Here is a 24,717-nt window from a genome sequence, read left to right as displayed (position 1 = left end):
ATATTATGAAATTAGTCGTTTACAGTACAAAACAATACGATCGTAAACACTTTGAGTTACTCAACCAAAAACTTGGCCTTGATTACCATATTGAGTTCTTTGACTTTCCCCTCAGCCTACAAACCGCGAAAAATGCCGTCGGTGCAGATGCTGTTTGTATTTTCGTTAATGACGATGGTGGGCGCGAAGTCCTGGAAGAGCTGGCAGAAATGAACATTAAAATCCTGGCATTACGTTGTGCCGGTTTCAATAATGTCGATCTGGATGCTGCCAAAGAACTGGGTATTAACATTGTTCGTGTTCCGGCATATTCACCGGAATCCGTTGCCGAACATACCGTCGGGTTGATGCTATGTCTGAATAGACGTATCCACCGGGCTTATCAACGCACTCGGGATGCTAATTTCTCTCTCGAAGGGCTGACAGGCTTCAACATGTATCACCGCACCGCAGGTATTATCGGTACTGGAAAAATCGGCCTTGCAACCTTAAGGATCCTAAAAGGCTTTGGTATGCATTTATTGGCACATGACCCCTATCCAAATCAGGATGCATTAGACCTTGGTGTGAAATATGTGGATTTAGATACTTTGTATGCTGAATCTGATGTGATCTCACTACACTGTCCAATGACACCTGAAAACCATCACTTACTGGATGAAACAGCGTTCAGTAAAATGAAAGATGGTGTGATGATCATCAACACCAGCCGGGGTGCCTTAATTGATTCTATTGCCGCTATCAACGCATTAAAACAGCAAAAAATCGGGGCATTGGGGATGGATGTATATGAAAACGAGCGCGATTTATTCTTTGAAGATAAATCAAACGACGTTATTCAAGATGATATTTTTCGTCGTTTGTCTTCCTGCCATAATGTCTTGTTCACAGGCCATCAGGCATTTTTGACAGAAGAAGCATTAACCAGTATCAGTGAAACAACGTTACAAAATATCCAACAACTCACTTCAGGTGAATCTTGCCCGAATCTTGTTGGATGAAGTAATAAATATCAGGAGATCAAATGAACAGAGCGATTCTATTAGCGGTCGCCACCTTGCTACTTACAGCATGTCAATCTACAGGGGTCAGTGCCACAGGAAATATTACTGCTAAAGATTTACAACACCGTAATTTTGCTTTGGTTAGTGTAAATGGTGAGAATGTCTCCAATAAAGAAGATACAAAATTGTCCATTACGTTTGGTGATAAGATGTTTGTTTCCGGGACAATGTGTAACAACTTTATGGGGGTAGGAAAATTAAAGGATGATGTTTTAACAGTAAGCAAATTAAGCAGTTCTCAGATATTCTGTGTCAATGAAAAACTCAATAAATGGGATCAGGTTATGGTTGATATTCTGACCCAGGGTGCAAGAGTGAGTTTAAAAGACAAGCAATTAATGTTGATGAATAAAAGAAACAAGCTGGTTTATACTTTGAAGAAACCTGTTCAATAATCCAATTAATTAGAGCTATTTTACTTTTTGTTCTACATGCTTAGTCTAATCAAGATTACCCGGTATGCTGTCGGGTAATCTATTCTCTATGCCTTTCTAAGAGAAACCAGCTAATCCCTCATGTTCTTGAAATACGATTAGTTATATCTGGTGTTGGCTATTTTTATGACAATAGAATCCCAATTGTTAATGTTACAGCAACCCAAAATCCTAAAAACTTCATATAACACATCCAGTTACTGTTCATTTTTCTGACTCCCTTATTATCAAGTAACCCTTATTATCAAATAAATAGTAGCAGCAACACATAGACAACATCTTAATTATTTCATACTAAGATTTTACCAACCTTTTTCTATATATTTATTCAATGGTTCAAATACCATTCCATTATTTATTACTTGCGGAATAACCTGAAATGCAAGGAGCTTTATCCAAATAAATTTACTATTTAGGCCATCATGTTTTTATCTATCTGGGCAATTAATTTTCAGGGTGCTCCTTGTCAGGGTATAATGCTGCACTCCAGTTACTGTAAGTACAGACAAATACAGAGGGTTCTTTGCTTGAGTAAGACTTGGCAATGGATTTGATTTTTTCTGCCAGTTGAAGGGACCCTAACGAAGAATTGCCAACATAAGTTCCACTTGGAAGACGATGCCACTTTCCATTAGGGAAACGTATAGATCTACTGAAGTTATTTGCTGTCATTCTCTTATACAGCTTTTCATATCCTGTAGATCCCGTGCCATACAGTTCCACACGAATTAAATAACTTGCCATTTATCTTTCCTTGTCTTAACTGCCGAATAGACAAATTATCAGTTTTTCTTCACTGATAAAAGTGGGAAAAACGAGAAGAAAATCCGGCATTAATGACAATTTAAGCACTTGAGATATCCATTGATATAAAAAACAGTTTATATCAATGGATAAAATGGTTATTCAGGCCTGTTTAAAATATGATCTTCCCAGTCCACAACATCGGATTCACGCACAGCAATGTGCCTGACAGAAATACGCTCTGCGTGCATGGCTGACTTTGAACCACTGACTAACGGATGCCAGGGCAGAAGATTTTTTCCTTCTTCAATCAGACGGTAAGCGCACGTTTTCGGTAGCCATTCAAATGTCACCATATTTTCACGAGTCAATTTGATACAATCAGGTTCATAACTGAAACGATCTTCATAATTTTTGCATTGACAGGTTTTGATATTCAGTTGATTACAGGCGACATTAGTGAAATAAATTTCGTCAGTATCTTCATCCATTAACTTATGCAAACAGCACTGACCACAGCCATCACACAGTGTTTCCCACTCTTGATCAGTCATTTGTTCCAGGGTCTTCACCTGCCAGAAAGGTTGAGACATAATTTCTGTCATTCCTCATTACTAAATCACTCTGGTTGTTAAAACATGCTCATTAAGAGAGACGTTCAGAACATCACCAGATTTCAACTCCCCTACGCCTTCGGGTGTCCCCGTCAGGATAATGTCACCAGGGCGAAGAGTAAAAAATCGTGACATATAGCTAATCAATGGAATGATTGGCATTCGCATGTCACACGTATTGCCGTTTTGACGTAATTCACCATTTACTGCCAGAGAAAGCTGGATATTTTGTGGATCCTCAAAAGCATTAACAGGAATAAAGCCCGAAATCGGGCATGCACCATCAAATGCTTTACTCTTTTCCCAAGGCTGGCCTGACTGTTTAAATTCACGCTGTAAATCACGCAACGTCAGATCCAACGCGACAGCAAAACCTGCAATCGCCTGACTGACCCGCTCTTCGTTGGCATTTTTAAGTGTCGAACCGATTAAAACCGCCAATTCAACTTCATGGTGTACAGCACCCAGCTTCTCTGGAATTGATATGGGCTGACACAAATCACAAAGAGCTGTTTCAGGTTTTATGAATATCACCGGCTCTTCCATTATGTCTGAGCCCATCTCTTTGATATGTTTGTCATAATTACTACCGACACAAACGACCTTATTAGCAGGAAAATTCAGCAATACCCCTTGCCAGTCTTTATGCTGGTACATAGTCTTCTTCCTTAGCTGTTATCAACTAATTTTTCAAGATATGAAACTTAATCAGTAAGGTGATGAATTCTCTGTTCGATACCATCAGCCATCATACTAACACTGAGAGCAAAATAGTAAGAGCGATTCCAATGCATAATAGTACGGAAATTTTGTGTCACCCAAAACGCCCTCGGTTCAGCTCCGTCAGTGATTATAATCCAACCTTTTGTTTTATTAGGTAACTGTGCAAACTCAGGGAAAAAAACACCTAATGCTTGCCATTGTGAAATAGTTTTGCCCTGCTTTACTTTAATTCCTTCTAAAGTTTTATCGAAATTATCCGGTAATGAAACGGCATATCCCCACGGTAACCCTTCCCGCCATCCCTCTTTACGCAGATAATTAGCCGCAGAGGCAAAAACGTCTTCCTTATTGTTCCAGATATCAATTTTTCCATCACCATTGCCATCAGCAGCATAAGTCAAATAGGAAGTCGGCATGAACTGACTTTGTCCCATCGCACCTGCCCAGGAGCTTTTTAATGCCTGATCACCATCAATATATCTATTTTCTATGATATTAAGAGCCGCTATGAGTTGTTTTATAAAAAAAACTTCCCGACGACCTTCAAAGGCCAGTGTGGACAGTGCTGATACAATATCTTCCTTTCCCTGAATACGGCCAAAATCACTCTCCAACCCCCACAAAGCAACGATATAGGATTTTGGGATGTTATATTTACGACTGATCTTCTCTAATTCAGGGATATTTTTTTGATACTGCTCAACACCCTGCTTTATTTTCCATTCCGGCAGAACACGCTTTAGGTATTCATCCAGAGTCACTTTTTTCTCCGGCTGATTGCGATCCGATTTAATAACTCGTGGAATAAAATGAACATCGGCAAATGCACGCGTCAACGTCTTCTCACTGAAGCCTTGCTTTCGTGCCTGTTGCTTTAACAAAGCCACATAAGCAGGAAACTGAGACGGTTCACGGGAAGCAAGTGGGAATTGTTGATCCAACGCTTTGACCTGCATTTGTAATAAAACTGTTGACCCTGAATTCTGCAATATTTTTCCATCGGGTGAAGCACATCCAGTCAGTAATATTACACTCAATAAAGGTACATTGATGGTTAACTTCATGAACCTCTCCTCTTAATTCAGGATCAAGTCACTGCCAGTGACTCTTTTCATAGCCTGGTTGCAGCCAGATGTTCATTGATTAAATTTTCTACCGGAGGGGGAACCTGCAAATAAAATCCTTGCTCGTTCAATGCCACTTTCACTTTTTCAATATCCGCATTGGCTAATTTTTTTCTTTCTGCTAATGAGATCATCATAGAGAACTGTGGTTGACCAAAAGCTTTCAATAATGCTTCAGGAACGCGTGAAAAATCACCCTTTTTTTCAATGTAGAGATAAGTTTGTTCACGTTTTGGACTTCTGTAGATTACACAAATCATTGTCATAAACTCTTTTAAATTAACACTGCGACTTGCTTGAATAATTCAGTAACTATAACATGCTTATTATATTTAAGAATATCGTATCCTTGGGGCTGTTCCAGGGATCTTAACCTTGCTGAGTCTGAATATCGATGTCACAATCGCCAATTGAGCTAAAAGGCAGTAATTTTACGCTTTCGGTCGTTCATTTGCATGATGACCAGCCGGATATCATTCAAAAGGCCATACAAGAAAAAGTAGAGCAAGCGCCTGAATTCCTGAAAAATGCACCTGTCGTTATTAATATATCCCATCTGCCTGTAAGTGCAGATATTTTTGCTCTCCACCGGGTCATTGAGTCTACAGGATTGCGTGTTGTGGGTATCAGTGGTTGCCAGGATGAAGAACAACGGGAAATAGTGCTGAAATCCGGGCTTCCTTTATTAAAGGAAGGAAAAAGCCAGAAAGTTCCTAAAGAAGAAAATAAACCATCTGAACCTATTTTCAGAAAAACTCGTATAATTAATACGCCTGTCCGTTCAGGACAAAGAATTTATGCTCCAAATAGCGATCTTATTGTCACCAGCAATGTCAGCGCTGGTGCAGAATTAATCGCTGATGGAAATATTAATATATATGGTGTGCTACGTGGACGTGTATTAGCAGGCGCATCTGGTGATCAAGAAAGCCAGATTTTCTGCACTCATTTAAACGCTGAGCTAACCTCTATTGCAGGCCAATATTGGCTCAGTGAAGAAATTCCAGAAAATTTTGTCGGTAAAGCGGCAAAATTACGTCTGGTCAATAACGAATTAACTATTGAAACCTTAATCTAGCCCTTATAACAAGGAATCGCTTCATGGCACGCATTATTGTTGTTACATCTGGTAAAGGTGGAGTTGGCAAAACCACTTCAAGCGCGGCCATTGCTACCGGCCTCGCACAAAAAGGGAAAAAAACCGTAGTCATCGATTTTGATATTGGGCTGCGTAATCTCGATCTCATCATGGGATGTGAGCGTCGTGTGGTTTTTGACTTCGTCAACGTGATCCAAGGTGATGCCACGTTAAATCAAGCGCTTATAAAAGATAAGCGCACCGAAAATTTATATATTCTTCCTGCTTCTCAAACTCGGGATAAAGATGCCCTCACACGTGACGGTGTCGAAAAGATCCTGAATGAGTTAACTGAGCAAGGGTTCGAGTTTATTATCTGTGATTCACCAGCAGGTATTGAGAGTGGTGCATTAATGGCACTCTACTTTGCTGATGAAGCAATTATTACAACAAATCCAGAAGTTTCATCTGTACGCGACTCGGATCGAATTTTAGGTATTCTGGCCTCCAAATCACGTCGTGCTGAACGAGGTGAGGAACCTATTAAAGAGCATCTTTTGCTGACCCGCTATAACCCCGGTCGCGTGAACCGTGGTGATATGCTGAGTATGGAAGATGTCTTGGAAATTTTGTGCATCCCTTTACTTGGTGTTATTCCAGAAGATCAATCCGTTTTACGCTCTTCAAACCAGGGAGAACCTGTTATTCTGGATAAAGATTCTGATGCAGGTAAAGCATACGAAGATACTGTTTTACGTTTACTCGGTGAAGAACGGCCTTTCCGCTTCATTGAGGAAGAAAAAAAGGGTTTTTTGAAACGCCTGTTTGGAGGGTAACGCATGGCTTTGTTAGATTTCTTCCTGTCGAGAAAAAAGTCGACAGCCAATATTGCCAAGGAACGGCTGCAAATCATCGTGGCAGAGCGGCGCCGTGGTGATGCTGAGCCTGCCTATTTGCCCGAAATGAAACGCGATATTCTGGCGGTAATTTGTAAATATGTACAAATTGACCCGGAAATGCTTTCTGTACAGTTTGAGCAAAAAAATGATGACATCTCGGTACTGGAACTTAATGTAACATTACCGGAGGTTGAGGAATCGCCAAAATAACGCTATCAAATAGTGCTATTTAATTTATTGTCTTTTCTTTTTCATATTATTTACTATCAGTGAAGATGAAAACGACGCTGTTGCGAAAATAACGTGCCATAAAAATGGTACAGTAATACGTTTGCTTCCCTGCCTGTTTATTAGGCAGGGAAGCAGAGCCTCTATCTCTTAAAAGATATATATCTCAGAAGCTATGACATTGAATAATTTTCCAATATTTCAGCAATAGGCTCAGCCAGCCATTTACCACGCCAGCCCCTAATTAATTCAGGTTGCTGCTCCGGCGATTTCAATTTCCAATGCCAACAGAGCAGTTGATTAATTTGCCGACGAGAAGCTAACAATTCAGCATTAAAAGAATGAGATTCACTCACCTGAACAATCAGTGACTTAATTTCTTTAAACACTTTGCGATAGCCCGGATAATCTACCAGATTCATAATTTGAGCCGGACATTTTTCTTCTGGAATATCTCTGCTTTCTGCAACCATAGCCAGTAACCGGCGCCCATGACAACGGATTTCCTGTCCGCTTAAACCTAGAGCATCTAGCTCTCCCAGTGAGGTCGGCATATAACGGGCTACCTGCCATAAATTTTCTTCACGAATAACAAAATTAACAGCCAAATCTCGTTCACGGGCCTGATTCAAACGCCATGCAGCCAATTTTTTTAAGCAAGCCAATTGTCTTGGACGCAATTGCCAGGCGTTACTGATATCTTTGTAAGCACATTCCGGCATTAATACTTCTTTACGACGCTGGGCAATCAGAGCACTTTCATCTTTTGCCGCCCCCAAATACCCTAGCTGTTCTGTTTTCGCCATCAAAATATCAGCCAGCGGTAATAAGTAGTAAACATCTGCTGCCGCATATTCACACTGTTTTTCACTCAACGGACGAGCCAGCCAGTCAGTACGGGATTCACTTTTATCCAATTCCACATGCAGATATTCTGCAACCAGTGTTGCAAACCCACACGATAATGGATGACCCGTAAACGCGGCCAATACCTGAGTATCGATAATAGGTGCAGGCATACATTGAAAACTATTCCAGAAAACCTCTAAGTCTTCACTGCCAGCATGAATAAATTTTAATACATCCGGATCAGTCAATAATTCTCGCAAAGGTTGCCATTGCGAAATACCAAGGGGATCAATCAGAGAAAGTTGTTCACCATCAAACAGTTGTATCAAACCTAAGTGGGGATAATACGTCCTTGTGCGTACAAATTCTGTGTCCAGTGCAATTCTTGCATGTTGTTTTGCCCGATTGCAGATGGACTGCAACTGAGCATCGGAGGTAATCAACTGATAATTCAAAACATCATTCTCTTAGCCATTCATAGTATATGCACAACAACGCCGGTAAGAACCGGCGTTGTTGATGTGACAAGCAATTTAAAATATTTACCTTTTAAAAACCACTCTTCATGCTATTCACTTCGCGTTGCTTGCTTTCCTTAATTCTTCGTTGCGCAGTTCCTTACGAAGGATCTTACCAACATTCGACTTCGGCAGCTCATCGCGGAATTCAACAATTTTGGGTACTTTATACCCGGTCAGATAGCGACGGCAATGTGTCCTAAGTTCATCCTCTGTCAAACTGGGTTCCTTACGCACTACGAATACCTTGACGGATTCACCTGAGTTTTCGCTTGGAACACCTATTGCTGCCGACTCTAACACTTTAGGATGGGAAGAAACAATATCTTCCACTTCATTCGGATAGACATTAAAACCTGAAACCAGGATCATATCTTTTTTCCGATCAACAATATGTAAAAAGCCTTTTTCATCAATATTGGCAATATCCCCTGTTGCCAGCCAGCCGTCTTTTAACACCTCATCTGTTGCATCAGGACGATTCCAGTAACCTTCCATCACCTGAGGCCCACGCACCCACATCTCCCCCGACTCTCCCTGAAAGACTTCAATTCCTTCATCATCCACCAGCTTAATTTCCGTCGAAGGAACGGGGAAACCAATACTGCCACTATAGTGAGTCAAATTATAAGGATTACATGCAACCACAGGTGCACATTCAGTCAGTCCATAGCCTTCAAGCAGATGACAACCTGTCAGCTTTTCCCATTTATCGGCGACGGCACTCTGCACAGCCATACCACCACCCACAGCCATACGTAATGCAGAAAAGTCTATTTTTTGGAATTCAGGATTATTGAGCCACGCATTAAATAACGTGTTAACACCAGATAATGCTGTAAATTTATAGCGTGATAACTCTTTGATCGTTCCGTTCACATCTCGTGGGTTGGTAATCAGCAAATTTTGTCCGCCTAGCTCAATAAATAACAGGCAATTTATCGTAAGTGCAAAGATATGGTACAGCGGTAATGCCGTAACCACTAACTCCTGTCTGAGGCGTAATAAAGGGGAGAAGTTCGCTTTTATCTGTTCAAGGTTCGCCAACATATTCCGGTGGGTCAACATGGCACCTTTTGCCACGCCTGTTGTACCACCAGTATATTGCAGAAATGCCAAATCTTCGTTACTTAAATCCGGCTTGACATACTGCATGCGATAACCCTTGTGGATGACGCTGCGAAATGAAATGGCATCCGGTAAATGATATTTTGGAACCAGCCGCTTAATATATTTTACGACGAAATTTACAAGAGTCCCTTTTGGGCGAGATAATTGGTCTCCCATGCGTGTCAAAATGACATGTTTAACCGGAGTATTAAAAACTATCTTTTCTAAGGTATGTGCAAAATTAGAGACAAGAACTATGGCTGACGTACCACTATCAGTGAGCTGATGTTCCAGTTCACGCGGGGTATATAGAGGGTTGACATTAACAACCACCATTCCGGCACGTAAGACACCAAAAAGAGCAATAGGATATTGAAGCAAGTTTGGCATCATTAATGCCACACGATCCCCTTTTTTCAGTCCCAATCCATTCTGCAAGTAAGCCGCAAACGCGCGGCTACGTTCTTCCAGTTTACGGAAAGTGACTACTTCGCCCATATTAATAAATGCGACCTGATCGGCATAGCGTGCCACGGCATTTTCAAACATTTCAACTAATGATGAATAACGATCGGGATCGATTTCTGCCGGAACATCTGCCGGATAATGTTTTAGCCAGACTTTTTCCAAGTTGAGTACTCCTGAAATCTAATTGCTGTGCAACCATTGACCATGAAACAAAAACCAGACCTGTATATTTAACAAATTATTAACTCAGCTTACCAGTTTGAAAAGGAACATTGTTCAGGTTGGCGATACACGTCACTAATTTAATACTTCTTTATCGCTGCTAAAAAATAAGGCAGCCCATGCCGCCATATATTTTTGTTATTTATCAATCAGTTAATTATAAAATTAATATTTAGATGTCTAACCCCTTAATTATACACTGATTTAGCTATTTTTGACTAAAACTCACTTCATTATTCCAAATAGTTATAATAAAAATAATCCAATAAATGATAACTATTAAGGGGTATATTTACATACTACGAAGAATATTTGCGCAATACGACAAGTTGATATCATGTTTTCATGATCAAAAACGATTACATCTAGCTACAAAGAAGAGCACTATCTAACCAATTAAAACATGACAACTTTTATTACAAGAAACAAGTGTTATGAGAATAGAGAATATTTTTAACCAATAGAATCACCATAATAAATTATATTTTAATTCAAGGTATTTCGCATAAATGAACCAAGAGAATTATAATGAGTGAAAGAAAAACGATTCTGTTCTCCTGCTTTTTATTAGTCATGGTTTAATGACCGTAGATTTTTTCAATCCCTCTTTTACCTTTTATTTTAAAAGGACTCAGAACGTCACAAGAAGCTATTTATCCAGAGCAGTTACAGCATTTGGTGCGGCAAGTTTTACAATATATCTTTCCTTGGTATCGCTCTCCAGCGAGAAGTAAGTCACTCCTTAAGCAATAATATAAAAATGGCCTCATGATATTTTCAGGCACGAGACCATTTTTTCTTCAATTACTTAATTTAAGCCATTATTCAGTCAAAATCTTTCATATGAGATAGCAAAATTGGAGTATTTCCACCCCAACCCATAAAATAGGGGTTACCATAACCCCAGATATTACCTGTGGAGGGGGCTAAGGAAATACGCTGAACCTCATTCCAAAGTTTAAACCCATTAACATTCATCAAAACATAATCATACGGGCTATCCCCGACTTTTCCTTTCTCCAGCCCCGTAATCAATCCAACAACTGTAACATAATGATCCTGAAAATCACTCGGTTCTAAAAAAGAATTCACGTAAGCATAAAGCCGCCCAAGAGAAGGATTATCAATAAGTGGAGCTGCATCACTTGCCAATGGCAGTGTAGAGATTTCCAATCGTGTGCGTCCCTTCTCATTTAAGACGCTCAATACTTTTCCGCCGAATCTCCCTTCATGCCCTATGTATGAATCCGGCATTTTTTTGACATCAAGTAAGTTTTCTACAGGATTGTTAGTCGTTCCTTTTATTGAGTCAGGAACTGATACACAACCTGTAAGTATCACGGCTCCTATAAATGCAATTAATTGCAGTATGAATCGATAGTGTGTTCCATTGAGCATAAACCCCTCCAATACAGGAAAATCAGCCTGTTTTATATCTTCATCTCATGGACATCGTTTTCTGCCACAAGTTGCATTAACTTCTGTAACTTTCATAATGTCGTCTTTCTCAAATTACTTAAAAATGTATTACCTGAAAATGTTAACGACCTGGTAATTTTTTCCATGTTACCTCATTACGCAAATAAACAGGCTCCGCCGACTCAACAGCTATCGTTTCCCCTGCCTCCCACATCTGAACCGCCAACGGCAGCATATCTTCTGCATGAGGTAAGGTTATGCCACTTGATACCAGAGTTAAGTGACTATCCAATAATTGTGGGTAAGCCTCCCAACCCGTTCCAGCTATCGCCCACTCTCCTGTTAAGGAGTGCATAATGGACTGCACCTGTTCAGGCTTCAAAACTGCCTCTGTCTCATTCCCCAACCATTTGCCTTGTTCATTACGGGTATATTGTGCCCAGTAAACTTCACCCATACGAGCATCAATAGCAACCAATACATTAGGTGCATTTTTCAGACGAAATGCCCCCTGAGCCATCGTTTTCAGAGAAGAAATACCAATCATTGGTAATTCAGCCCCCAATGCCAGCCCCTGAGCAATCCCGACGCCAATGCGCACACCCGTAAAACTCCCCGGTCCCTGACCAAATGCCAGCGCATCCAGTTGTTGTAATTTTATATCGTTCTTGGACAATATTGTTTCTACCATAGGCAGAATACGTTGAGTGTGTTCCCGTGGGGAAATTTCAAACAGTGCCTCAATGCGGCCATCATTCCAAAATGCAACAGAACAAGCTTCGGTTGCTGTATCAATAGCTAAAATCCGTATGGACATGCCTTAACTCCGGCAAGAATAGAATGCGAGATAAGGGATTATACTATCATACCCCCAAAGATTTTACTCTGACTCTGATTGACGGGACTTAAGAAATGCCACGGCTTTCGACAAATCTCGTGTACGGGGAGATAAAGGCAGACTGTTGAGAAAAACTTCACCATACGGGCGCATTACCAATCGGTTATCGCAAATAACCACCACACCATAATCATCAACATCACGGATCAAACGACCAACACCCTGCTTCAGGCTGAGTACCGCATCAGGGATCTGAATTTCATTAAAAGCATCACCGCCCTTAAATTGACAATCTTCAATCCGCGCTTTAAGCAGTGGATCATCCGGTGCTGTAAAGGGTAATTTATCGATAATGACACAAGATAAAGCATCACCCCGCACATCTACCCCCTCCCAGAAACTGCCGGTCGCCACAAGCAAAGCATTACCCGCAGCAAGAAACTGAGATAATAATTGCCCCTTACTGGTTTCACCTTGTACTAATACTGGTAAGGTCATGTTTGCCCGGAACTCTTCTGCCAGACAACGCATCATTTGGTGGGAAGTACACAGGAAAAAACAACGTCCTTTATTGCTTTCGATTAATGGTTTTAGCATACGAGCCAACAATTTTGCTCCACCATGCTGATTAGGTAGTGGCAAATGGCGAGGAACACACAATAACATTTGGCGTTGATAGTCAAATGGACTGGGCAGGAGTAATGTCTGAGCCTGTTCTAATCCCAAACGTGCGGTGAAATGTTCAAGCTGCTCATTAACCGATAATGTTGCCGATGTGAAAACCCAACAACCAGTTTGTTCACGGATCATTTCACTGAATTTGTCGGATACGGACAAAGGCGTTAATGCTAATAAAAAATGCCGTCCATAGCTTTCAAACCAATAACTATAATTGGGTTCATCAACATTAATCAGCCTTTTCAGACGATTACGGTAGATTGTTGCCCGTTCAAAGACAGCATCCAGCATCGTTGAACGTCCCAAAGAGAGTTTCATTACGTCATAACAGAGCTCCAGTGCATCATCCAATCGCACCAATGCACGCTTTATATCCTGTTGTTGCAATGCTTCACGGAAATTACCCCGATAACTATTTTCTCCGAGTGATAAACGAAAATCCTGTGTACTTTGACTCAGACGATCTGCACTTTTTTGTAATTGAGCCTGATCCCTGACTTCAGTACGGTAAGCTATGATGATATCCCGTGATAAGTCCAGCAATTGGCGACTACTCAACTGCTGACCAAAGTATTGACTGGCAATATCAGGGATTTGATGGGCCTCATCAAAAATCATCACTTCTGCCCGTGGAATTAACTCACCAAACCCAGTATCTTTGACGACCGCATCCGCCATAAACAGATGATGGTTGACGATAACAATATCTGCCTCCATCGCTCTGCGGCGGGCTTTCAGAACGAAACACTCCTGATAACTTGGACAATCCCGGCCAAGACAATTGTCGTTAGTACTTGTTACCAACGCCCAGACAGCGCTGTCTTCGGCAATCTGATGACAATTGCTGGTATCTCCATCTTCAGTTTGAGATGACCAGCTTTTCAGCTTAATCACTTCTGACAGCATTTCAGGCTCAAGCTGAGATCCACCAATTGATTGTTGTTCAAGACGCTCAAGACATAAGTAATTTGAACGTCCTTTTAATAACGCCGAATGACCAGAATATTTCAACGCATCAGCGATAGTGGGTAAATCACGATTATAGAGCTGATCCTGTAATGCCTTGGAGCCTGTGGAAATAATCACTTTCTTGCCCGAACGCAATGCAGGCACCAGATAAGCAAAAGTTTTTCCCGTTCCAGTCCCCGCTTCTACCACTAATTGCTGTTGCTTTTGAATTGCTGCTGTAATGGCAGAAGACATTTCCCGCTGGGCATCACGGGGTTTGAAGCCTTGTATGGCTTTGGCAAGTACGCCATTTTTCGCAAAATCGTCTGACACAGATCGTCTCTTTTAATAAAATGAGGCAGAATTATGCCAAGACTGAATAGCAATAACCAGCCAATTCAGCATTAAAACTGTATAAATTAACAGGAGATTTAATGACTATTGAACGCATTGATCCGGATACCCGCTGGTCAGAAGCTGTTATCCACAATGACACCATTTATTATACTAGTGTGCCAGAAAATCTGGATGGAGACATTATTGAGCAAACTGCCGACACGCTAGCTGCAATTGATATCATGTTACAGCGTTTGGGTTCTGATAAGAGTAAAATCATTGATGCAACGATTTTTCTGGCAGACAAAGCCGATTTTAATGGGATGAATGCAGCCTGGGATGCCTGGGTAATTGCAGGCAGTGCCCCTGTACGCTGTACTGTTCAGGCTGAACTAATGAATCCAAAATACAAGGTGGAAATCAAAATCATCGCAGCCCTTTAAGCGGCCATATTTGGTTTATGGCATTGAAAAAGATCTGCTTATTCAATGCCATTTTGTAAAGATGGATTTAATTTATGCCATTTTGATCATAATCATACCGATCAACAATAACACAATTCCCCCCCAACCTTTAAAATTCAGACGTTGATTAAACATGATCCAGCCTGCCGCAACTGTGGCAATAATTCCGAACGCTCCCCAAAGTGCATACGCGATAGAAAGTTCAATACCTTTTACTGCTTGTGCCAATGCACTAAATGCGCCTAAAACTGCCACCAGCGATAAAACTCCAACCCAGAAGCGTTGAAAGCCATTGGAAATTTTCAATAAAATATTTGCCACAATTTCCAGAAAAACAGCCAAGATTAAGAAAGCAGCATGCCACCATTCAAAATGTGCCGACATATTATGCCTCCTTTTCTTTCATTTGTGGTTTTGGTGCCTTTTTAGCCCCGGCTTTAATCAGTGCTATTCCGACTATCAGTAGCGATAATCCTCCCACTTTCATGGGCGAGAGTGATTCGTCGAACCACATCACACTAAAGGCCGTAATAAAAAGAATACCGATCCCTTCCCATAAGGCATAGGCCACACCTAAAGCGACCTTTTTAACCGCAATTGCCAATAGAATATAAGACGTTGTGATCATGGTGTACATCACGATCATACCGGTAAAAACACCCGAAACACTGGCATGCTTCATGGACAACGTACCAATGACTTCTGTCACAATCGCTAATGCAAGAAATATCCAATAAATCATTTTTTCTCCTGAACATACCTTATATAAGTATGCCAAGACATCAAACCATTAATGCCAATAAAATCATCTAAGAACGCGATATCAAACAGCGCTTGATAGTTTGATGTCTTGGCAAGAAATTAATTGACTAATAGTTAACTGATATATAGTCAGAAATTAGAATTTTCCGGAGGAAACCGGATAACAGGAGAAACACCCTAAAGTGCACCGCACCAATAGTGTTCACTGGATAAGATTGCAGAGAGAAATAAGACGTGGGTATTACTTTGGATTTTAGTACTACGTTGAATTTTGACGCTTTTGGCGTTATTCATGATATTTTATTCTTTCATCACACGATAATCACTGTGTGATATACTACGAACCCTCATATAGGTGGTGTAATTAGTTGTGCCATATATCTAACATATACGTAATTGGCAAGCAAGTTTTTTTAAGCTAAACAACTAAACTGTTTCAGTTGGCTGAAACAGTTTGCGAGGCAAGACTTTCCACTACATTAAATTAAATCACCAAGCAATTAATAACACATGTTAATTATTTTAAAATAATTAGTTTCGAGAAGTCAAAAAAGAGTAGACCAAGATAGGATCTGACCGTGAATACGGTCAGATAATATAATAGTAAAAATACAATGTATTATTCGAATTCGTTCCATGAACGCCCATCGCGCGTGATCATAGCAATGGAAGCAACTGGCCCCCAGGTTCCTGCCTGATAAGGTTTTGGTGGTTCATTATCCGCTGCCCAAGCATCCATGATGGAATCAACCCATTTCCAGGCTTCTTCCACTTCATCCCTACGGACGAACAGCGCCTGAATACCGCGCATTGCTTCCAATAGCAAGCGTTCATAAGCATCGGCAAGATGGGTTTGATTGAATGTTTCAGAAAAACTCAAATCAAGTTTTGTCGTCTGCAAGCGATGTTTGTGCTCCAGCCCCGGCGCTTTATTCAGTACTTCAATATCAATACCTTCATCTGGCTGCAAACGGATCGTTAGTTTATTCTGCGGTAGTTGTTGGTAGGATTCAGCAAACAGATTCAATGGCGGCTTTTTGAAATAAACCACAACTTCAGAGCATTTTGCCGGTAAACGCTTACCTGTTCTCAGATAGAAAGGAACCCCTGACCAACGCCAGTCATCAATATCAACCCGAACTGAGACAAATGTTTCAGTTTTACTGGCCTTATTGGCACCCTCTTCTTCCAAATAACCCGACACTTTCTTGCCATGCACGAAACCAGCGGTATATTGCCCACGAACAGTTTTTTCCCGTACGTTGGTTTGATCAATCCGGCGTAATGAACGCAGTACCTTAACTTTTTCATCACGAATGCGATCTGCGGACAAATCAGACGGAGGTGACATAGCAATCATAGTCAAGATTTGCAGCAAATGATTCTGGATCATGTCACGCATCTGACCGGCCTGATCAAAATAACCCCAGCGCCCTTCGATACCTACCTCTTCGGCAACGGTGATTTGCACATGGTCTATCGTGCGATGATCCCAATTATTAACAAACAGAGAATTAGCAAAACGTAACGCCAGCAAGTTCAATACCGTTTCTTTACCTAAGTAGTGGTCAATCCGGTAGATCTGATTTTCATTAAAATACTTTGCTACTTCATCATTAATGGCACAGGAAGAGGCGAGATCTGTACCCAGTGGTTTTTCCATCACAACACGATTGGGTTCTTGATTCAATCCCGCAGCCCCCAATCCATGACATACTGCACCAAATGTACTGGGCGGCATAGCAAAGTAATGAATAGCCGGCAATTTATCCTGATTGAGAATTTTCGCCAGCCGGGTGAAATGTTCTGTTTCATTAACATCCAAATTGCAAAATTCCAGACGTGAACTGAGTTTCTTCCACAATTCCGCATCCAGTTTTTCGGACATAAATGTTGTTAACGCTTCCTCAACCACCTTTTTATAGGCTTTTTTATCCCAGTCAGCGCGACCGACCCCGATAATTCGGGTATCCGGATGGATATAACCCGCTTTTTCCAACTGGTAAAGGGAAGGCATCAATTTCCGGCGTGCTAAGTCTCCTTTCGCCCCAAAAATCACCAAATCACAAGCCTGAGCTGTAGACGTCACCGCCATGTTGCATCTCCTCAATTACGGGATATTGTAATTTTTTTACAGAACTCGCAGGTAATGTACTCTTTTGATTATATGCAGTAAACATCTCATTCTTCGATTATGATGACTTGCATAGATCTCATTTCCCTATTTTCTGTGTAAAAATTTTTATATTTCATATTGTATTATGAATGATATTTGTATCGGAAAGCGGCAATTAATTGAAAATTTACAACGTATAGGAAGTAATCTTACCAAGTTGAAAGTTAGATGTTTGTCATATTTTCATGAAAAATATCAAGTTATTCACTTTTCCCTCTGCCAGCTTTCAGTAACAAGTAGTATATTTTCACGAAAATTACATAGATTTCTCCTGTTAATGAAATCGTTAAAACCGAGGTTGAACTGCGTCTTATGAATACACTAGAACAGCTCCAAAATAGTCTTGATATTTTGAGTAAGTCTGAAAAAAAGGTTGCGCAGGTCATTCTTGATTCACCACATACTGCCATCCACTCCAGCATTGCCACTCTGGCAAAAATGGCGAATGTCAGTGAACCCACGGTTAATCGCTTTTGTCACCGCCTGAATACTAAAGGCTTTCCTGATTTTAAATTACATCTGGCACAAAGTCTGGCGAATGGCACACCTTATGTGAATCGCAATGTGGAAGAAAGTGACAGCGTCACATCTTATACCAATAAAATTTTTGAATCGGTAATGGCTAATCTGGAAACAGTTAAAAGTAATCTAGATATCACAGCCATTAACCGAGCCGTTGACTTACTGACACAGGCAAGAAAACTCTCTTTTTTTGGTTTAGGGGCATCTGCTGCTGTAGCACATGACGCCATGAACAAATTTTTCCGCTTTAATATCCCTGTCAGCTATTTTGATGATATCGTTATGCAGCGGATGAGCTGTATCAACAGTACTGAAGGTGACGTTGTTGTACTTATTTCCCATACAGGCCGTACTAAAAATCTGGTAGACCTTGCCAGACTGGCTCGTAAAAATGACGCAACTGTCATCGCCATCACTTCAACAGGCTCACTACTGGCACAAGAAGCCAGCCTCTCTATTCTGTTAGATGTTCCCGAAGATACTGATATTTATATGCCGATGGTTTCCCGAATTGCTCAACTTACCATCATTGATGTGCTGGCAACGGGTTTTACATTACGCCGAGGCTCAAAATTCCGAGATAACTTGAAGAAAGTCAAAGAAGCACTACGAGATTCGCGATTTGATAAGCATGACTAAGGCAGGAAAATAGACTGTGTTTTTGTTCACTATTTATCAACTCTCCAGCCTGATAGCATAATGGAAAGTTTATCCCCGTCAGTATCATTTATATTGTGGGGTTGATAATCAAAAAAGTTGCATGGTTATCTCACGGTAACCAAAAATCCATACTTCACAGGTAACGGAGTTAATACATGTCCAGACGGCTCAGAAGAACTAAAATCGTTACTACACTTGGCCCTGCTACAGATCGTGACAACAACTTAGAGAAAGTGATCAATGCGGGAGCCAATGTTGTCCGCCTTAATTTTTCTCATGGCACAGCAGAAGATCATGTCCAGCGCGCAAATAGAGTGCGGGAAATTGCAGCTCGTTTAGGTTGCCACGTAGCTATCCTTGGTGATCTCCAGGGGCCCAAAATACGAATTTCTACCTTTAAAGAAGGAAAAATATTTCTGAATGTCGGAGATAAGTTCCTGCTTGATGCTAATCTGAGCAAAGGAGAAGGGGATAAAGAAAAAGTCGGAATTGATTATAAAGGATTACCATCCGATGTGACGCCCGGTAATATCCTGTTACTGGATGATGGCCGGGTTCAATTAAAAGTCCTGAATGTTCAGGGAATGAAAGTTTTTACAGAAGTTACTGTGGGTGGCCCTCTTTCCAATAATAAAGGCATCAATAAACAGGGTGGTGGTTTATCCGCCGAAGCACTGACAGAAAAAGATAAAGCAGATATCCTCACTGCCGCAAAAATTGGGGTTGATTATCTTGCTGTTTCTTTCCCTCGTTCTGCTGAAGATCTGAATTATGCCCGACGCCTGGCACGTGATGCCGGTTGCGAAACACAAATTGTTGCCAAAGTTGAGCGCGCTGAGGCTGTCAGCAACGATGAAATCATTGACGAAATCATTCTGGCATCAGATGTTGTCATGGTAGCTCGTGGCGATTTAGGGGTTGAAATTGGTGATCCTGAGTTAGTCGGTGTTCAGAAAAAACTGATTCGTCGTGCCCGTCAACTGAATCGTGTCGTAATCACAGCAACCCAGATGATGGAATCCATGATCACTAACCCGATGCCAACACGCGCAGAAGTTATGGACGTCGCCAATGCTGTACTTGATGGTACTGATGCGGTGATGCTGTCTGCGGAAACGGCTTCTGGTCAATATCCGGCAGAGACTGTCGCAGCCATGGCTCAAGTCTGCCTGGGAGCAGAAAAAATGCCGGGGATCAATGTATCCAAACACCGTATGGATATTACATTCGACAGCATTGAAGAAGCTATTTCGATGTCTGCCATGTATGCAGCCAATCACCTAAAAGGCGTCAAAGCGATTATTGCCATGACCGAATCAGGCCGTACAGCACGCATGATGTCTCGTATCAGTTCCGGCTTACCTATTTTCTCCATGTCACGCCATGAATCCACCCTGAATCGCACAGCATTATACCGTGGGGTTACTCCGGTTTATTGTAGCGACCACATTGATGGTATCGCCGCAGCAAGTGAAGCTGTCAGCCGCCTGCGTGATAGAGGTTATTTATCTTCCGGGGATTTGGTGCTGGTTACTCAAGGGGATCAAATGGGAACTATTGGCAGCACCAATACCTGCCGGGTGCTTGAAGTAGAATAAAAAAGTGAATTAAATAGTTAAGAAAATTATTCTGCGCGCTACTTTCAGAAGCGCGCAGAATGTATTAATTTTGTTCAGCTACCAGAATTGCCTGTGTATCTGGCTCCAGCGCTTCGAACACATGCTCCTGATCTGCCGGATAGCAGATGTAATCACCTTCATTTAATTCTTCTGGTGCTGCTGTTGGCCCGACGAATGCCCGGCCTTTAGTAATGATAATATGCTCCACCGAACCCAGTGGATGTGGTTTAGAAATACGATCTGCTCCCGGCTGAGTCATCAACAAATAAATGTCACGACGCGCCCCCGGTGGGCAAGTTGCCAGTAAAACTACCTGATAGTTCGCCTGCTCTGCTGTTATTTTAGTGCCCTCACCACGTCTGATCACCTGCGTTTTATTACTTTGTGGCTCCAGCAAACGGGCAAAAGGAATATTCAACGCTACACACAATGCCCAGAGTGTTTCAAGACTGGGGTTCCCGTTACCTGCTTCCAATTGTGACAACGTAGATTTTGCAATATCTGCACGCCGGGCAACCTCTGCCAGAGAAAGGCCAATGCGTGCACGCTCACGAGCTAAACTCTTCGCTATTATGCTGATTGGCTTTGTCATATTATGGCTCCAATGTTCATTAAAACGAACAATATGTTCGTCTTGATTTGCATTTTCATTTTGTTCATTATAATGAAATTTAGTTCGGTATGGGAAAAATAGATGTTCACTCACCATTTCTTCTCCTGTTTGAAAGGGGACATTAAAAAAGCGATATTTCTAGTTTGTCTGGCTGTAGGTGTGGTTGGTGTTTCTTACGGTTCATTGGCTACTGCTTATGGTTTTCCGTTATGGGTTCCTATTGCCTTATCTATATTAGTGCTGGCAGGAGCATCCGAATTTATGTTTATTGGTATTGTTGCCAGCGGTGGTAATCCAATTGCAGCGGCCGCAGCGGGTTTATTGGTGAATGCCCGCCATTTACCCTTTGGGGTGGCTGTGCGCGAATTAGTCGGAAATCGCATGGCAAAGTTCTTAGGCTGCCATATTATGAACGATGAAAGTGTGGTATTCGGAATGTCACAAGCAACTCCCGAACAACGTAAGGCCGCATACTGGTTATGTGGTATCGGTGTCGCCATATTCTGGCCACTCGGTACTCTAATTGGCAGTACCGTTGGCAAATTTATGCCTGCGCCAGAGACTATCGGTCTGGACGCTGTTTTCCCGACAATTTTACTGGCAATGGTGATCCCTTCATTCAAAAATAAAACCTCGCTTATTCGCGCTTCTAGTGGCGCGGCAATTTCGCTCTCTGCCACACCTTTTGCACCCGTGGGGTTACCGGTATTACTGTCACTACTGGGTTTACTGGCGAGGAAAAAATAATGGCAAACTATGTCCTGATTATTATTGGCATTGCGATTCTGTCGCTAGGTACTTATTTAATGCGCTTCGGTGGGGCGAAACTGGGGAACAGGCTTGCATTATCTGAACGTTCTCAGGCCCTTCTTTCCGATGCTGCAACCACGTTGTTGTTCTCTGTAGCACTTGCTGCCACTTTCTACGAAGGTGAACATTTTGCTGGTATGGCACGCGTAATAGGCGTTGCTATTGCAATATTTCTTGCCTGGAAAAAAGTACCACTGATTGTAGTGATTCTGGCAGCCGCACTCATAACGGCACTACTACGCTATATGGGAATAAACTAAAAAGTGGATGTGCATGAAGCAGATGCAAAAATTCAGGGGCAATACACTGCCCCTTTCAATGACCAGATCAGAGATCATTCCTTTTATAAGGCTCAATATCCCCTTCTTTCCGTGTCTTGAGTAGTTTCAATATCCAGGTATATTGTTCAGGGTTAGGCTTTACCAATTCTTCCAACTCCTGATTCATACGACGGGCAATATAAGCATCATTCTGTCCTGCGATATCATCCATAGGTGGGCGAATATAAATATCCAACTGGTGAGTTTCACAATTATAAACCGGGAACAGAGGAACAATGGCAGCCTTACAAACTTTCATCAAACGACCGACAGCAGGCAACGTTGCTTTATAAGTCGCGAAAAAATCAACGAACTCGCTGTGCTCTTCGCCATGATCTTGATCAGGCAGATAATACCCCCAGAATCCCTGACGTACTGATGCAATAAAAGGCTTTATTCCCGCATCACGAGAATGAAGACGTCCACCAAAATGGTAGCGAGCCTTGTTCCACAGATAATCTGCTACCAAATTGCTCTGATGATGAAACATGGCTGATACTGTCTGTCCACGAGCGGCCAATAACATAGCAGGCATATCCACCGCCCAACCATGCGGAACCATAAAAATCACATTCTTACCCTGCTCTTTTAAAGCGTGAATGATCTCCTCACCATGCCACTGAGTTCGCTTAAGCGTAGACTCTGCACCTCTCAAATAAAGTTCCGCCAGCATGACAAAAGATTGTGGTGCGGTGGCAAACATCTTATCGATCAATATTTCACGCTGCCGTTCCGACAGTTCAGGAAAACAATACAGGAGATTAATTTTCGCTCTTCGCCGGGCACTTTTTGCCTTTCTGCCTGCCCAGATACCCATTCTGGCCAGAAAGGGATCACGCCATTTAACCGGGATATAAGCCAACCCCGCTAATATCCCTACACCAGCCCAAAGCCCCCAATAACGAGGATGCAAATAAGATAAATGAAACGTTGGGATGTAACCCAATTTACTATCTGTATCTTTCTCTTTATTCATGAGCTAACTCTGATGGTTCCAACATAGACTTCCAATACCCGCTTTCAATATATTTTTTCCTAATATATTTGTTCCCAATTATGTTCTTTTTCAGCAAAAATAACATAAAGCGGATGATACCAATCATCCGCTTTATGTGTTAGTAACCTGAACGCTTTAATTCAACGACAGTTTCGGTTTAACCTCTTTAACCATCGCAATATATTCCGAACGTTCTTTACCACTTAATCCGCCCGAACGCGGCAGTTTTGCAGTAAGTGGATTAACGGGTTGCTGATTATCCCAAAACTCAAAGTGTAAGTGAGGACCCGTTGAACGACCCGTATTACCTGATAAACCGATACGTTCCCCACGCTTCACTTTCTGACCAGGTCTCACCAACAGTTTTCTCATATGCATATATCGGGTTGTATATTGACGACCATGCCTAATAGCAACGAAGTTACCTGCGGCACCATCAAACTTGGCAACAATAACTTCTCCGTCACCAACAGCCAGAACAGGCGTTCCTACAGGCATAGCAAAATCAACCCCTTTATGGGCTGTAACCCGTCCTGTAACAGGATTTAAGCGACGAGGATTAAAAGGAGAAGATACCCTGAATTGTTTTGTTGTTGGAAAACGTAAAAATCCCCGTTCCAAACCTGATGCATTACTATCGTAGAAGCGACCATCTTCTGCACGGAACGCGTAATAATCATTACCGCCACTTTGCAAACGAACACCCAACAGTTGGCTCTGTTCACTTTTCCCATCGAGCATTTCACGGGACATCAATACAGAAAACCGATCACCTTTACGTAATCGACGGAAATCTATCTGCCATTGTAATGCTTTGGTCACTTCCCTGATTTCACTACTGGTTAAACCCGCCGATAAAGCACTACCCGTGAAACTGCCATCCACAGCACCGGCAATGACATTATTAATCCATTCTCCCTTCTGATATTCCTTTGTCTCTTTGAAAACATCACCCTCACGGGTATAAATGCGCGTTTCACGACGCGATACTCCCCAAGTTAACGTTTTCAGACTGCCATTATCGTCAATAGTCCATGATAATGACTGACCAATACTTAAATCACGCAGGGCCTTATTTTGATTTGCCAACAAAGCGACATCAGCCGAATCTATACCAAACTGGTTTAAAATAGAACTTAAAGTATCACCACGAGAAACAACATACTGGTGGGGAATATTTGCCGTTGTATCAGCGCCACTCTCCTCATCCCTAATTCCCTCATCCGAGAATTGTTCATTACCATCATCTATCGTGTCATCTGTCGCATCAGAGATACTATTACTATCGGGAGTTGTGAGGATAATGTTCCCCGTTCTTTCCATTCTTTCTTCTTGTTCGTGATAAACAACCGGCCGCCACACAGCTATAGCCAAAGTAACCAAAGTCAGAGAACCAAGCATAATCTTGTGTGGTTTAGGCAGGTTGTTATATACCAGAACGATAGTTTTAACTATCTGCTGCACTAATAAAATTCCTTAT

26 protein-coding genes are annotated in these 24,717 nt (G+C 41.7%); 10 read left to right on the top strand and 16 right to left on the bottom strand.

Going from position 1 to position 24,717, the window contains the following annotated elements:
• Window positions 1–5 precede the first annotated feature (5 nt).
• Window positions 6–1,001: a 2-hydroxyacid dehydrogenase gene (locus tag ABLA85_RS08055; RefSeq protein ID WP_367962945.1), complete on the top strand. Its 996-nt coding sequence runs from the start codon at window positions 6–8 to the stop codon at window positions 999–1,001.
• 23 nt (window positions 1,002–1,024) lie between these two features.
• Window positions 1,025–1,459: an META domain-containing protein gene (locus ABLA85_RS08050; protein ID WP_367962943.1), complete on the top strand. Its 435-nt coding sequence runs from the start codon at window positions 1,025–1,027 to the stop codon at window positions 1,457–1,459.
• A gap of 483 nt (window positions 1,460–1,942) precedes the next feature.
• On the opposite strand, the gene ghoS is transcribed toward ABLA85_RS08050, so the two are convergent.
• The 5 genes from ghoS to ABLA85_RS08025 form a co-directional block, all read right to left on the bottom strand.
• Entirely contained in the window at window positions 1,943–2,242 is a 300-nt protein-coding gene (gene ghoS, locus ABLA85_RS08045; protein ID WP_367962941.1) for a type V toxin-antitoxin system endoribonuclease antitoxin GhoS, read from the bottom strand.
• Window positions 2,243–2,400: 158 nt separating this feature from the next.
• The gene (locus ABLA85_RS08040; RefSeq protein WP_340620623.1) at window positions 2,401–2,838 is read right to left on the bottom strand and encodes a YcgN family cysteine cluster protein; all 438 of its coding nucleotides are present in this window, start codon (window positions 2,836–2,838) and stop codon (window positions 2,401–2,403) included.
• 18 nt (window positions 2,839–2,856) lie between these two features.
• Window positions 2,857–3,513: a fumarylacetoacetate hydrolase family protein gene (locus tag ABLA85_RS08035; RefSeq protein WP_367962938.1), complete on the bottom strand. Its 657-nt coding sequence runs from the start codon at window positions 3,511–3,513 to the stop codon at window positions 2,857–2,859.
• Window positions 3,514–3,560: 47 nt separating this feature from the next.
• The gene (locus tag ABLA85_RS08030; RefSeq protein ID WP_367962936.1) at window positions 3,561–4,643 is read right to left on the bottom strand and encodes a lytic transglycosylase domain-containing protein; all 1,083 of its coding nucleotides are present in this window, start codon (window positions 4,641–4,643) and stop codon (window positions 3,561–3,563) included.
• 47 nt (window positions 4,644–4,690) lie between these two features.
• Window positions 4,691–4,963, bottom strand: coding sequence for a YcgL domain-containing protein (locus ABLA85_RS08025; RefSeq protein WP_367962935.1), 273 nt, complete (start codon window positions 4,961–4,963; stop codon window positions 4,691–4,693).
• Window positions 4,964–5,097: 134 nt separating this feature from the next.
• Here ABLA85_RS08025 and minC point away from each other — a divergent pair, with 134 nt between their 5' ends.
• Genes minC through minE form a run of 3 tightly spaced genes read left to right on the top strand, consistent with a single transcriptional unit; the run spans window position 5,098 to window position 6,890 of the window.
• The gene (gene minC / locus ABLA85_RS08020) at window positions 5,098–5,781 is read left to right on the top strand and encodes a septum site-determining protein MinC (RefSeq protein WP_367962933.1); all 684 of its coding nucleotides are present in this window, start codon (window positions 5,098–5,100) and stop codon (window positions 5,779–5,781) included.
• 23 nt (window positions 5,782–5,804) lie between these two features.
• Complete coding sequence (gene minD, locus ABLA85_RS08015) at window positions 5,805–6,617, top strand: septum site-determining protein MinD (RefSeq protein WP_367962931.1); 813 nt, start codon at window positions 5,805–5,807, stop codon at window positions 6,615–6,617.
• Window positions 6,618–6,620: 3 nt separating this feature from the next.
• A complete protein-coding gene (gene minE, locus ABLA85_RS08010; RefSeq protein ID WP_038269249.1) occupies window positions 6,621–6,890 on the top strand; it encodes a cell division topological specificity factor MinE in 270 nt (89 codons plus the stop codon).
• 191 nt (window positions 6,891–7,081) lie between these two features.
• On the opposite strand, the gene rnd is transcribed toward minE, so the two are convergent.
• From rnd to ABLA85_RS07985, 5 genes are all read right to left on the bottom strand, one after another.
• Window positions 7,082–8,212: a ribonuclease D gene (rnd, locus tag ABLA85_RS08005; protein WP_367962929.1), complete on the bottom strand. Its 1,131-nt coding sequence runs from the start codon at window positions 8,210–8,212 to the stop codon at window positions 7,082–7,084.
• A 117-nt stretch (window positions 8,213–8,329) separates the two neighbouring features.
• Window positions 8,330–10,015 carry a long-chain-fatty-acid--CoA ligase FadD gene (gene fadD, locus ABLA85_RS08000; protein WP_367962927.1) on the bottom strand — a complete coding sequence of 562 codons (1,686 nt, stop codon included), beginning with the start codon at window positions 10,013–10,015 and terminating at the stop codon, window positions 8,330–8,332.
• An 885-nt stretch (window positions 10,016–10,900) separates the two neighbouring features.
• Complete coding sequence (locus ABLA85_RS07995; RefSeq protein WP_367962925.1) at window positions 10,901–11,473, bottom strand: Slp family lipoprotein; 573 nt, start codon at window positions 11,471–11,473, stop codon at window positions 10,901–10,903.
• 142 nt (window positions 11,474–11,615) lie between these two features.
• On the bottom strand, window positions 11,616–12,311 hold the full coding sequence (gene tsaB, locus ABLA85_RS07990) for a tRNA (adenosine(37)-N6)-threonylcarbamoyltransferase complex dimerization subunit type 1 TsaB (protein WP_367962923.1): 696 nt from the start codon (window positions 12,309–12,311) through the stop codon (window positions 11,616–11,618).
• 63 nt (window positions 12,312–12,374) lie between these two features.
• Complete coding sequence (locus ABLA85_RS07985) at window positions 12,375–14,291, bottom strand: ATP-dependent DNA helicase (RefSeq protein WP_367962922.1); 1,917 nt, start codon at window positions 14,289–14,291, stop codon at window positions 12,375–12,377.
• Between the two features lie 101 nt (window positions 14,292–14,392).
• Here ABLA85_RS07985 and ABLA85_RS07980 point away from each other — a divergent pair, with 101 nt between their 5' ends.
• Complete coding sequence (locus ABLA85_RS07980; RefSeq protein WP_367962919.1) at window positions 14,393–14,737, top strand: RidA family protein; 345 nt, start codon at window positions 14,393–14,395, stop codon at window positions 14,735–14,737.
• A 72-nt stretch (window positions 14,738–14,809) separates the two neighbouring features.
• Here ABLA85_RS07980 and mdtI read toward each other — a convergent pair whose 3' ends face one another.
• The 3 genes from mdtI to zwf all read right to left on the bottom strand — a co-directional run bounded on the left by mdtI (window position 14,810) and on the right by zwf (window position 17,615).
• Window positions 14,810–15,142: a multidrug/spermidine efflux SMR transporter subunit MdtI gene (gene mdtI, locus ABLA85_RS07975; protein WP_367962918.1), complete on the bottom strand. Its 333-nt coding sequence runs from the start codon at window positions 15,140–15,142 to the stop codon at window positions 14,810–14,812.
• A 1-nt stretch (window position 15,143) separates the two neighbouring features.
• Window positions 15,144–15,500: a multidrug/spermidine efflux SMR transporter subunit MdtJ gene (mdtJ, locus tag ABLA85_RS07970; protein ID WP_367962917.1), complete on the bottom strand. Its 357-nt coding sequence runs from the start codon at window positions 15,498–15,500 to the stop codon at window positions 15,144–15,146.
• A 639-nt stretch (window positions 15,501–16,139) separates the two neighbouring features.
• Window positions 16,140–17,615, bottom strand: coding sequence for a glucose-6-phosphate dehydrogenase (zwf, locus tag ABLA85_RS07965; protein ID WP_367962916.1), 1,476 nt, complete (start codon window positions 17,613–17,615; stop codon window positions 16,140–16,142).
• Window positions 17,616–18,008: 393 nt separating this feature from the next.
• On the opposite strand from zwf, the gene ABLA85_RS07960 reads away from it, so the two are divergent.
• Both ABLA85_RS07960 and pyk read left to right on the top strand, forming a co-directional pair.
• Window positions 18,009–18,857 carry a MurR/RpiR family transcriptional regulator gene (locus tag ABLA85_RS07960; protein WP_367962914.1) on the top strand — a complete coding sequence of 283 codons (849 nt, stop codon included), beginning with the start codon at window positions 18,009–18,011 and terminating at the stop codon, window positions 18,855–18,857.
• Between the two features lie 176 nt (window positions 18,858–19,033).
• Window positions 19,034–20,476 (top strand): pyruvate kinase, encoded by a 1,443-nt coding sequence (pyk, locus tag ABLA85_RS07955; protein ID WP_367962911.1) that lies wholly within the window; start codon window positions 19,034–19,036, stop codon window positions 20,474–20,476.
• Window positions 20,477–20,540: 64 nt separating this feature from the next.
• On the opposite strand, the gene ABLA85_RS07950 is transcribed toward pyk, so the two are convergent.
• Complete coding sequence (locus ABLA85_RS07950) at window positions 20,541–21,089, bottom strand: helix-turn-helix domain-containing protein (protein WP_367962986.1); 549 nt, start codon at window positions 21,087–21,089, stop codon at window positions 20,541–20,543.
• A 102-nt stretch (window positions 21,090–21,191) separates the two neighbouring features.
• Between ABLA85_RS07950 and ABLA85_RS07945 the strand changes: the two genes are divergently transcribed.
• Window positions 21,192–21,857, top strand: a complete 666-nt coding sequence (locus ABLA85_RS07945; protein ID WP_367962909.1) for an AzlC family ABC transporter permease — start codon at window positions 21,192–21,194, stop codon at window positions 21,855–21,857.
• Window positions 21,857–22,180, top strand: a complete 324-nt coding sequence (locus ABLA85_RS07940) for an AzlD domain-containing protein (RefSeq protein WP_367962907.1) — start codon at window positions 21,857–21,859, stop codon at window positions 22,178–22,180. Before ABLA85_RS07945 ends, ABLA85_RS07940 begins: the two co-directional genes overlap by 1 nt.
• A gap of 67 nt (window positions 22,181–22,247) precedes the next feature.
• Here the strand turns inward: ABLA85_RS07940 and lpxM are convergent, their stop codons facing one another.
• Window positions 22,248–23,216: a lauroyl-Kdo(2)-lipid IV(A) myristoyltransferase gene (lpxM, locus tag ABLA85_RS07935; RefSeq protein ID WP_367962905.1), complete on the bottom strand. Its 969-nt coding sequence runs from the start codon at window positions 23,214–23,216 to the stop codon at window positions 22,248–22,250.
• A 156-nt stretch (window positions 23,217–23,372) separates the two neighbouring features.
• A complete protein-coding gene (mepM, locus tag ABLA85_RS07930; RefSeq protein WP_367962903.1) occupies window positions 23,373–24,701 on the bottom strand; it encodes a murein DD-endopeptidase MepM in 1,329 nt (442 codons plus the stop codon).
• Window positions 24,702–24,717 lie beyond the last annotated feature (16 nt).

It is taken from the genome of Xenorhabdus sp. SGI246, from assembly GCF_040838225.1.
Lineage (GTDB): Bacteria > Pseudomonadota > Gammaproteobacteria > Enterobacterales > Enterobacteriaceae > Xenorhabdus > Xenorhabdus indica.
This window is presented reverse-complemented; position numbering and strand designations above follow the sequence as displayed.

Bases quoted from the DNA above. Each gene is read 5' to 3' on its own strand.
- ABLA85_RS08055 (WP_367962945.1), top strand. From the start codon at position 6: ATGAAATTAGTCGTTTACAGTACAAAACAATACGATCGTAAACACTTT.
- ABLA85_RS08050 (WP_367962943.1), top strand. From the start codon at position 1,025: ATGAACAGAGCGATTCTATTAGCGGTCGCCACCTTGCTACTTACAGCA.
- ghoS (WP_367962941.1), bottom strand. From the start codon at position 2,242: ATGGCAAGTTATTTAATTCGTGTGGAACTGTATGGCACGGGATCTACA.
- ABLA85_RS08035 (WP_367962938.1), bottom strand. From the start codon at position 3,513: ATGTACCAGCATAAAGACTGGCAAGGGGTATTGCTGAATTTTCCTGCT.
- ABLA85_RS08030 (WP_367962936.1), bottom strand. From the start codon at position 4,643: ATGAAGTTAACCATCAATGTACCTTTATTGAGTGTAATATTACTGACT.
- ABLA85_RS08025 (WP_367962935.1), bottom strand. From the start codon at position 4,963: ATGATTTGTGTAATCTACAGAAGTCCAAAACGTGAACAAACTTATCTC.
- minC (WP_367962933.1), top strand. From the start codon at position 5,098: ATGTCACAATCGCCAATTGAGCTAAAAGGCAGTAATTTTACGCTTTCG.
- minD (WP_367962931.1), top strand. From the start codon at position 5,805: ATGGCACGCATTATTGTTGTTACATCTGGTAAAGGTGGAGTTGGCAAA.
- minE (WP_038269249.1), top strand. From the start codon at position 6,621: ATGGCTTTGTTAGATTTCTTCCTGTCGAGAAAAAAGTCGACAGCCAAT.
- ABLA85_RS07995 (WP_367962925.1), bottom strand. From the start codon at position 11,473: ATGCTCAATGGAACACACTATCGATTCATACTGCAATTAATTGCATTT.
- tsaB (WP_367962923.1), bottom strand. From the start codon at position 12,311: ATGTCCATACGGATTTTAGCTATTGATACAGCAACCGAAGCTTGTTCT.
- ABLA85_RS07980 (WP_367962919.1), top strand. From the start codon at position 14,393: ATGACTATTGAACGCATTGATCCGGATACCCGCTGGTCAGAAGCTGTT.
- mdtI (WP_367962918.1), bottom strand. From the start codon at position 15,142: ATGTCGGCACATTTTGAATGGTGGCATGCTGCTTTCTTAATCTTGGCT.
- mdtJ (WP_367962917.1), bottom strand. From the start codon at position 15,500: ATGATTTATTGGATATTTCTTGCATTAGCGATTGTGACAGAAGTCATT.
- zwf (WP_367962916.1), bottom strand. From the start codon at position 17,615: ATGGCGGTGACGTCTACAGCTCAGGCTTGTGATTTGGTGATTTTTGGG.
- ABLA85_RS07960 (WP_367962914.1), top strand. From the start codon at position 18,009: ATGAATACACTAGAACAGCTCCAAAATAGTCTTGATATTTTGAGTAAG.
- pyk (WP_367962911.1), top strand. From the start codon at position 19,034: ATGTCCAGACGGCTCAGAAGAACTAAAATCGTTACTACACTTGGCCCT.
- ABLA85_RS07950 (WP_367962986.1), bottom strand. From the start codon at position 21,089: ATGACAAAGCCAATCAGCATAATAGCGAAGAGTTTAGCTCGTGAGCGT.
- ABLA85_RS07945 (WP_367962909.1), top strand. From the start codon at position 21,192: ATGTTCACTCACCATTTCTTCTCCTGTTTGAAAGGGGACATTAAAAAA.
- ABLA85_RS07940 (WP_367962907.1), top strand. From the start codon at position 21,857: ATGGCAAACTATGTCCTGATTATTATTGGCATTGCGATTCTGTCGCTA.
- lpxM (WP_367962905.1), bottom strand. From the start codon at position 23,216: ATGAATAAAGAGAAAGATACAGATAGTAAATTGGGTTACATCCCAACG.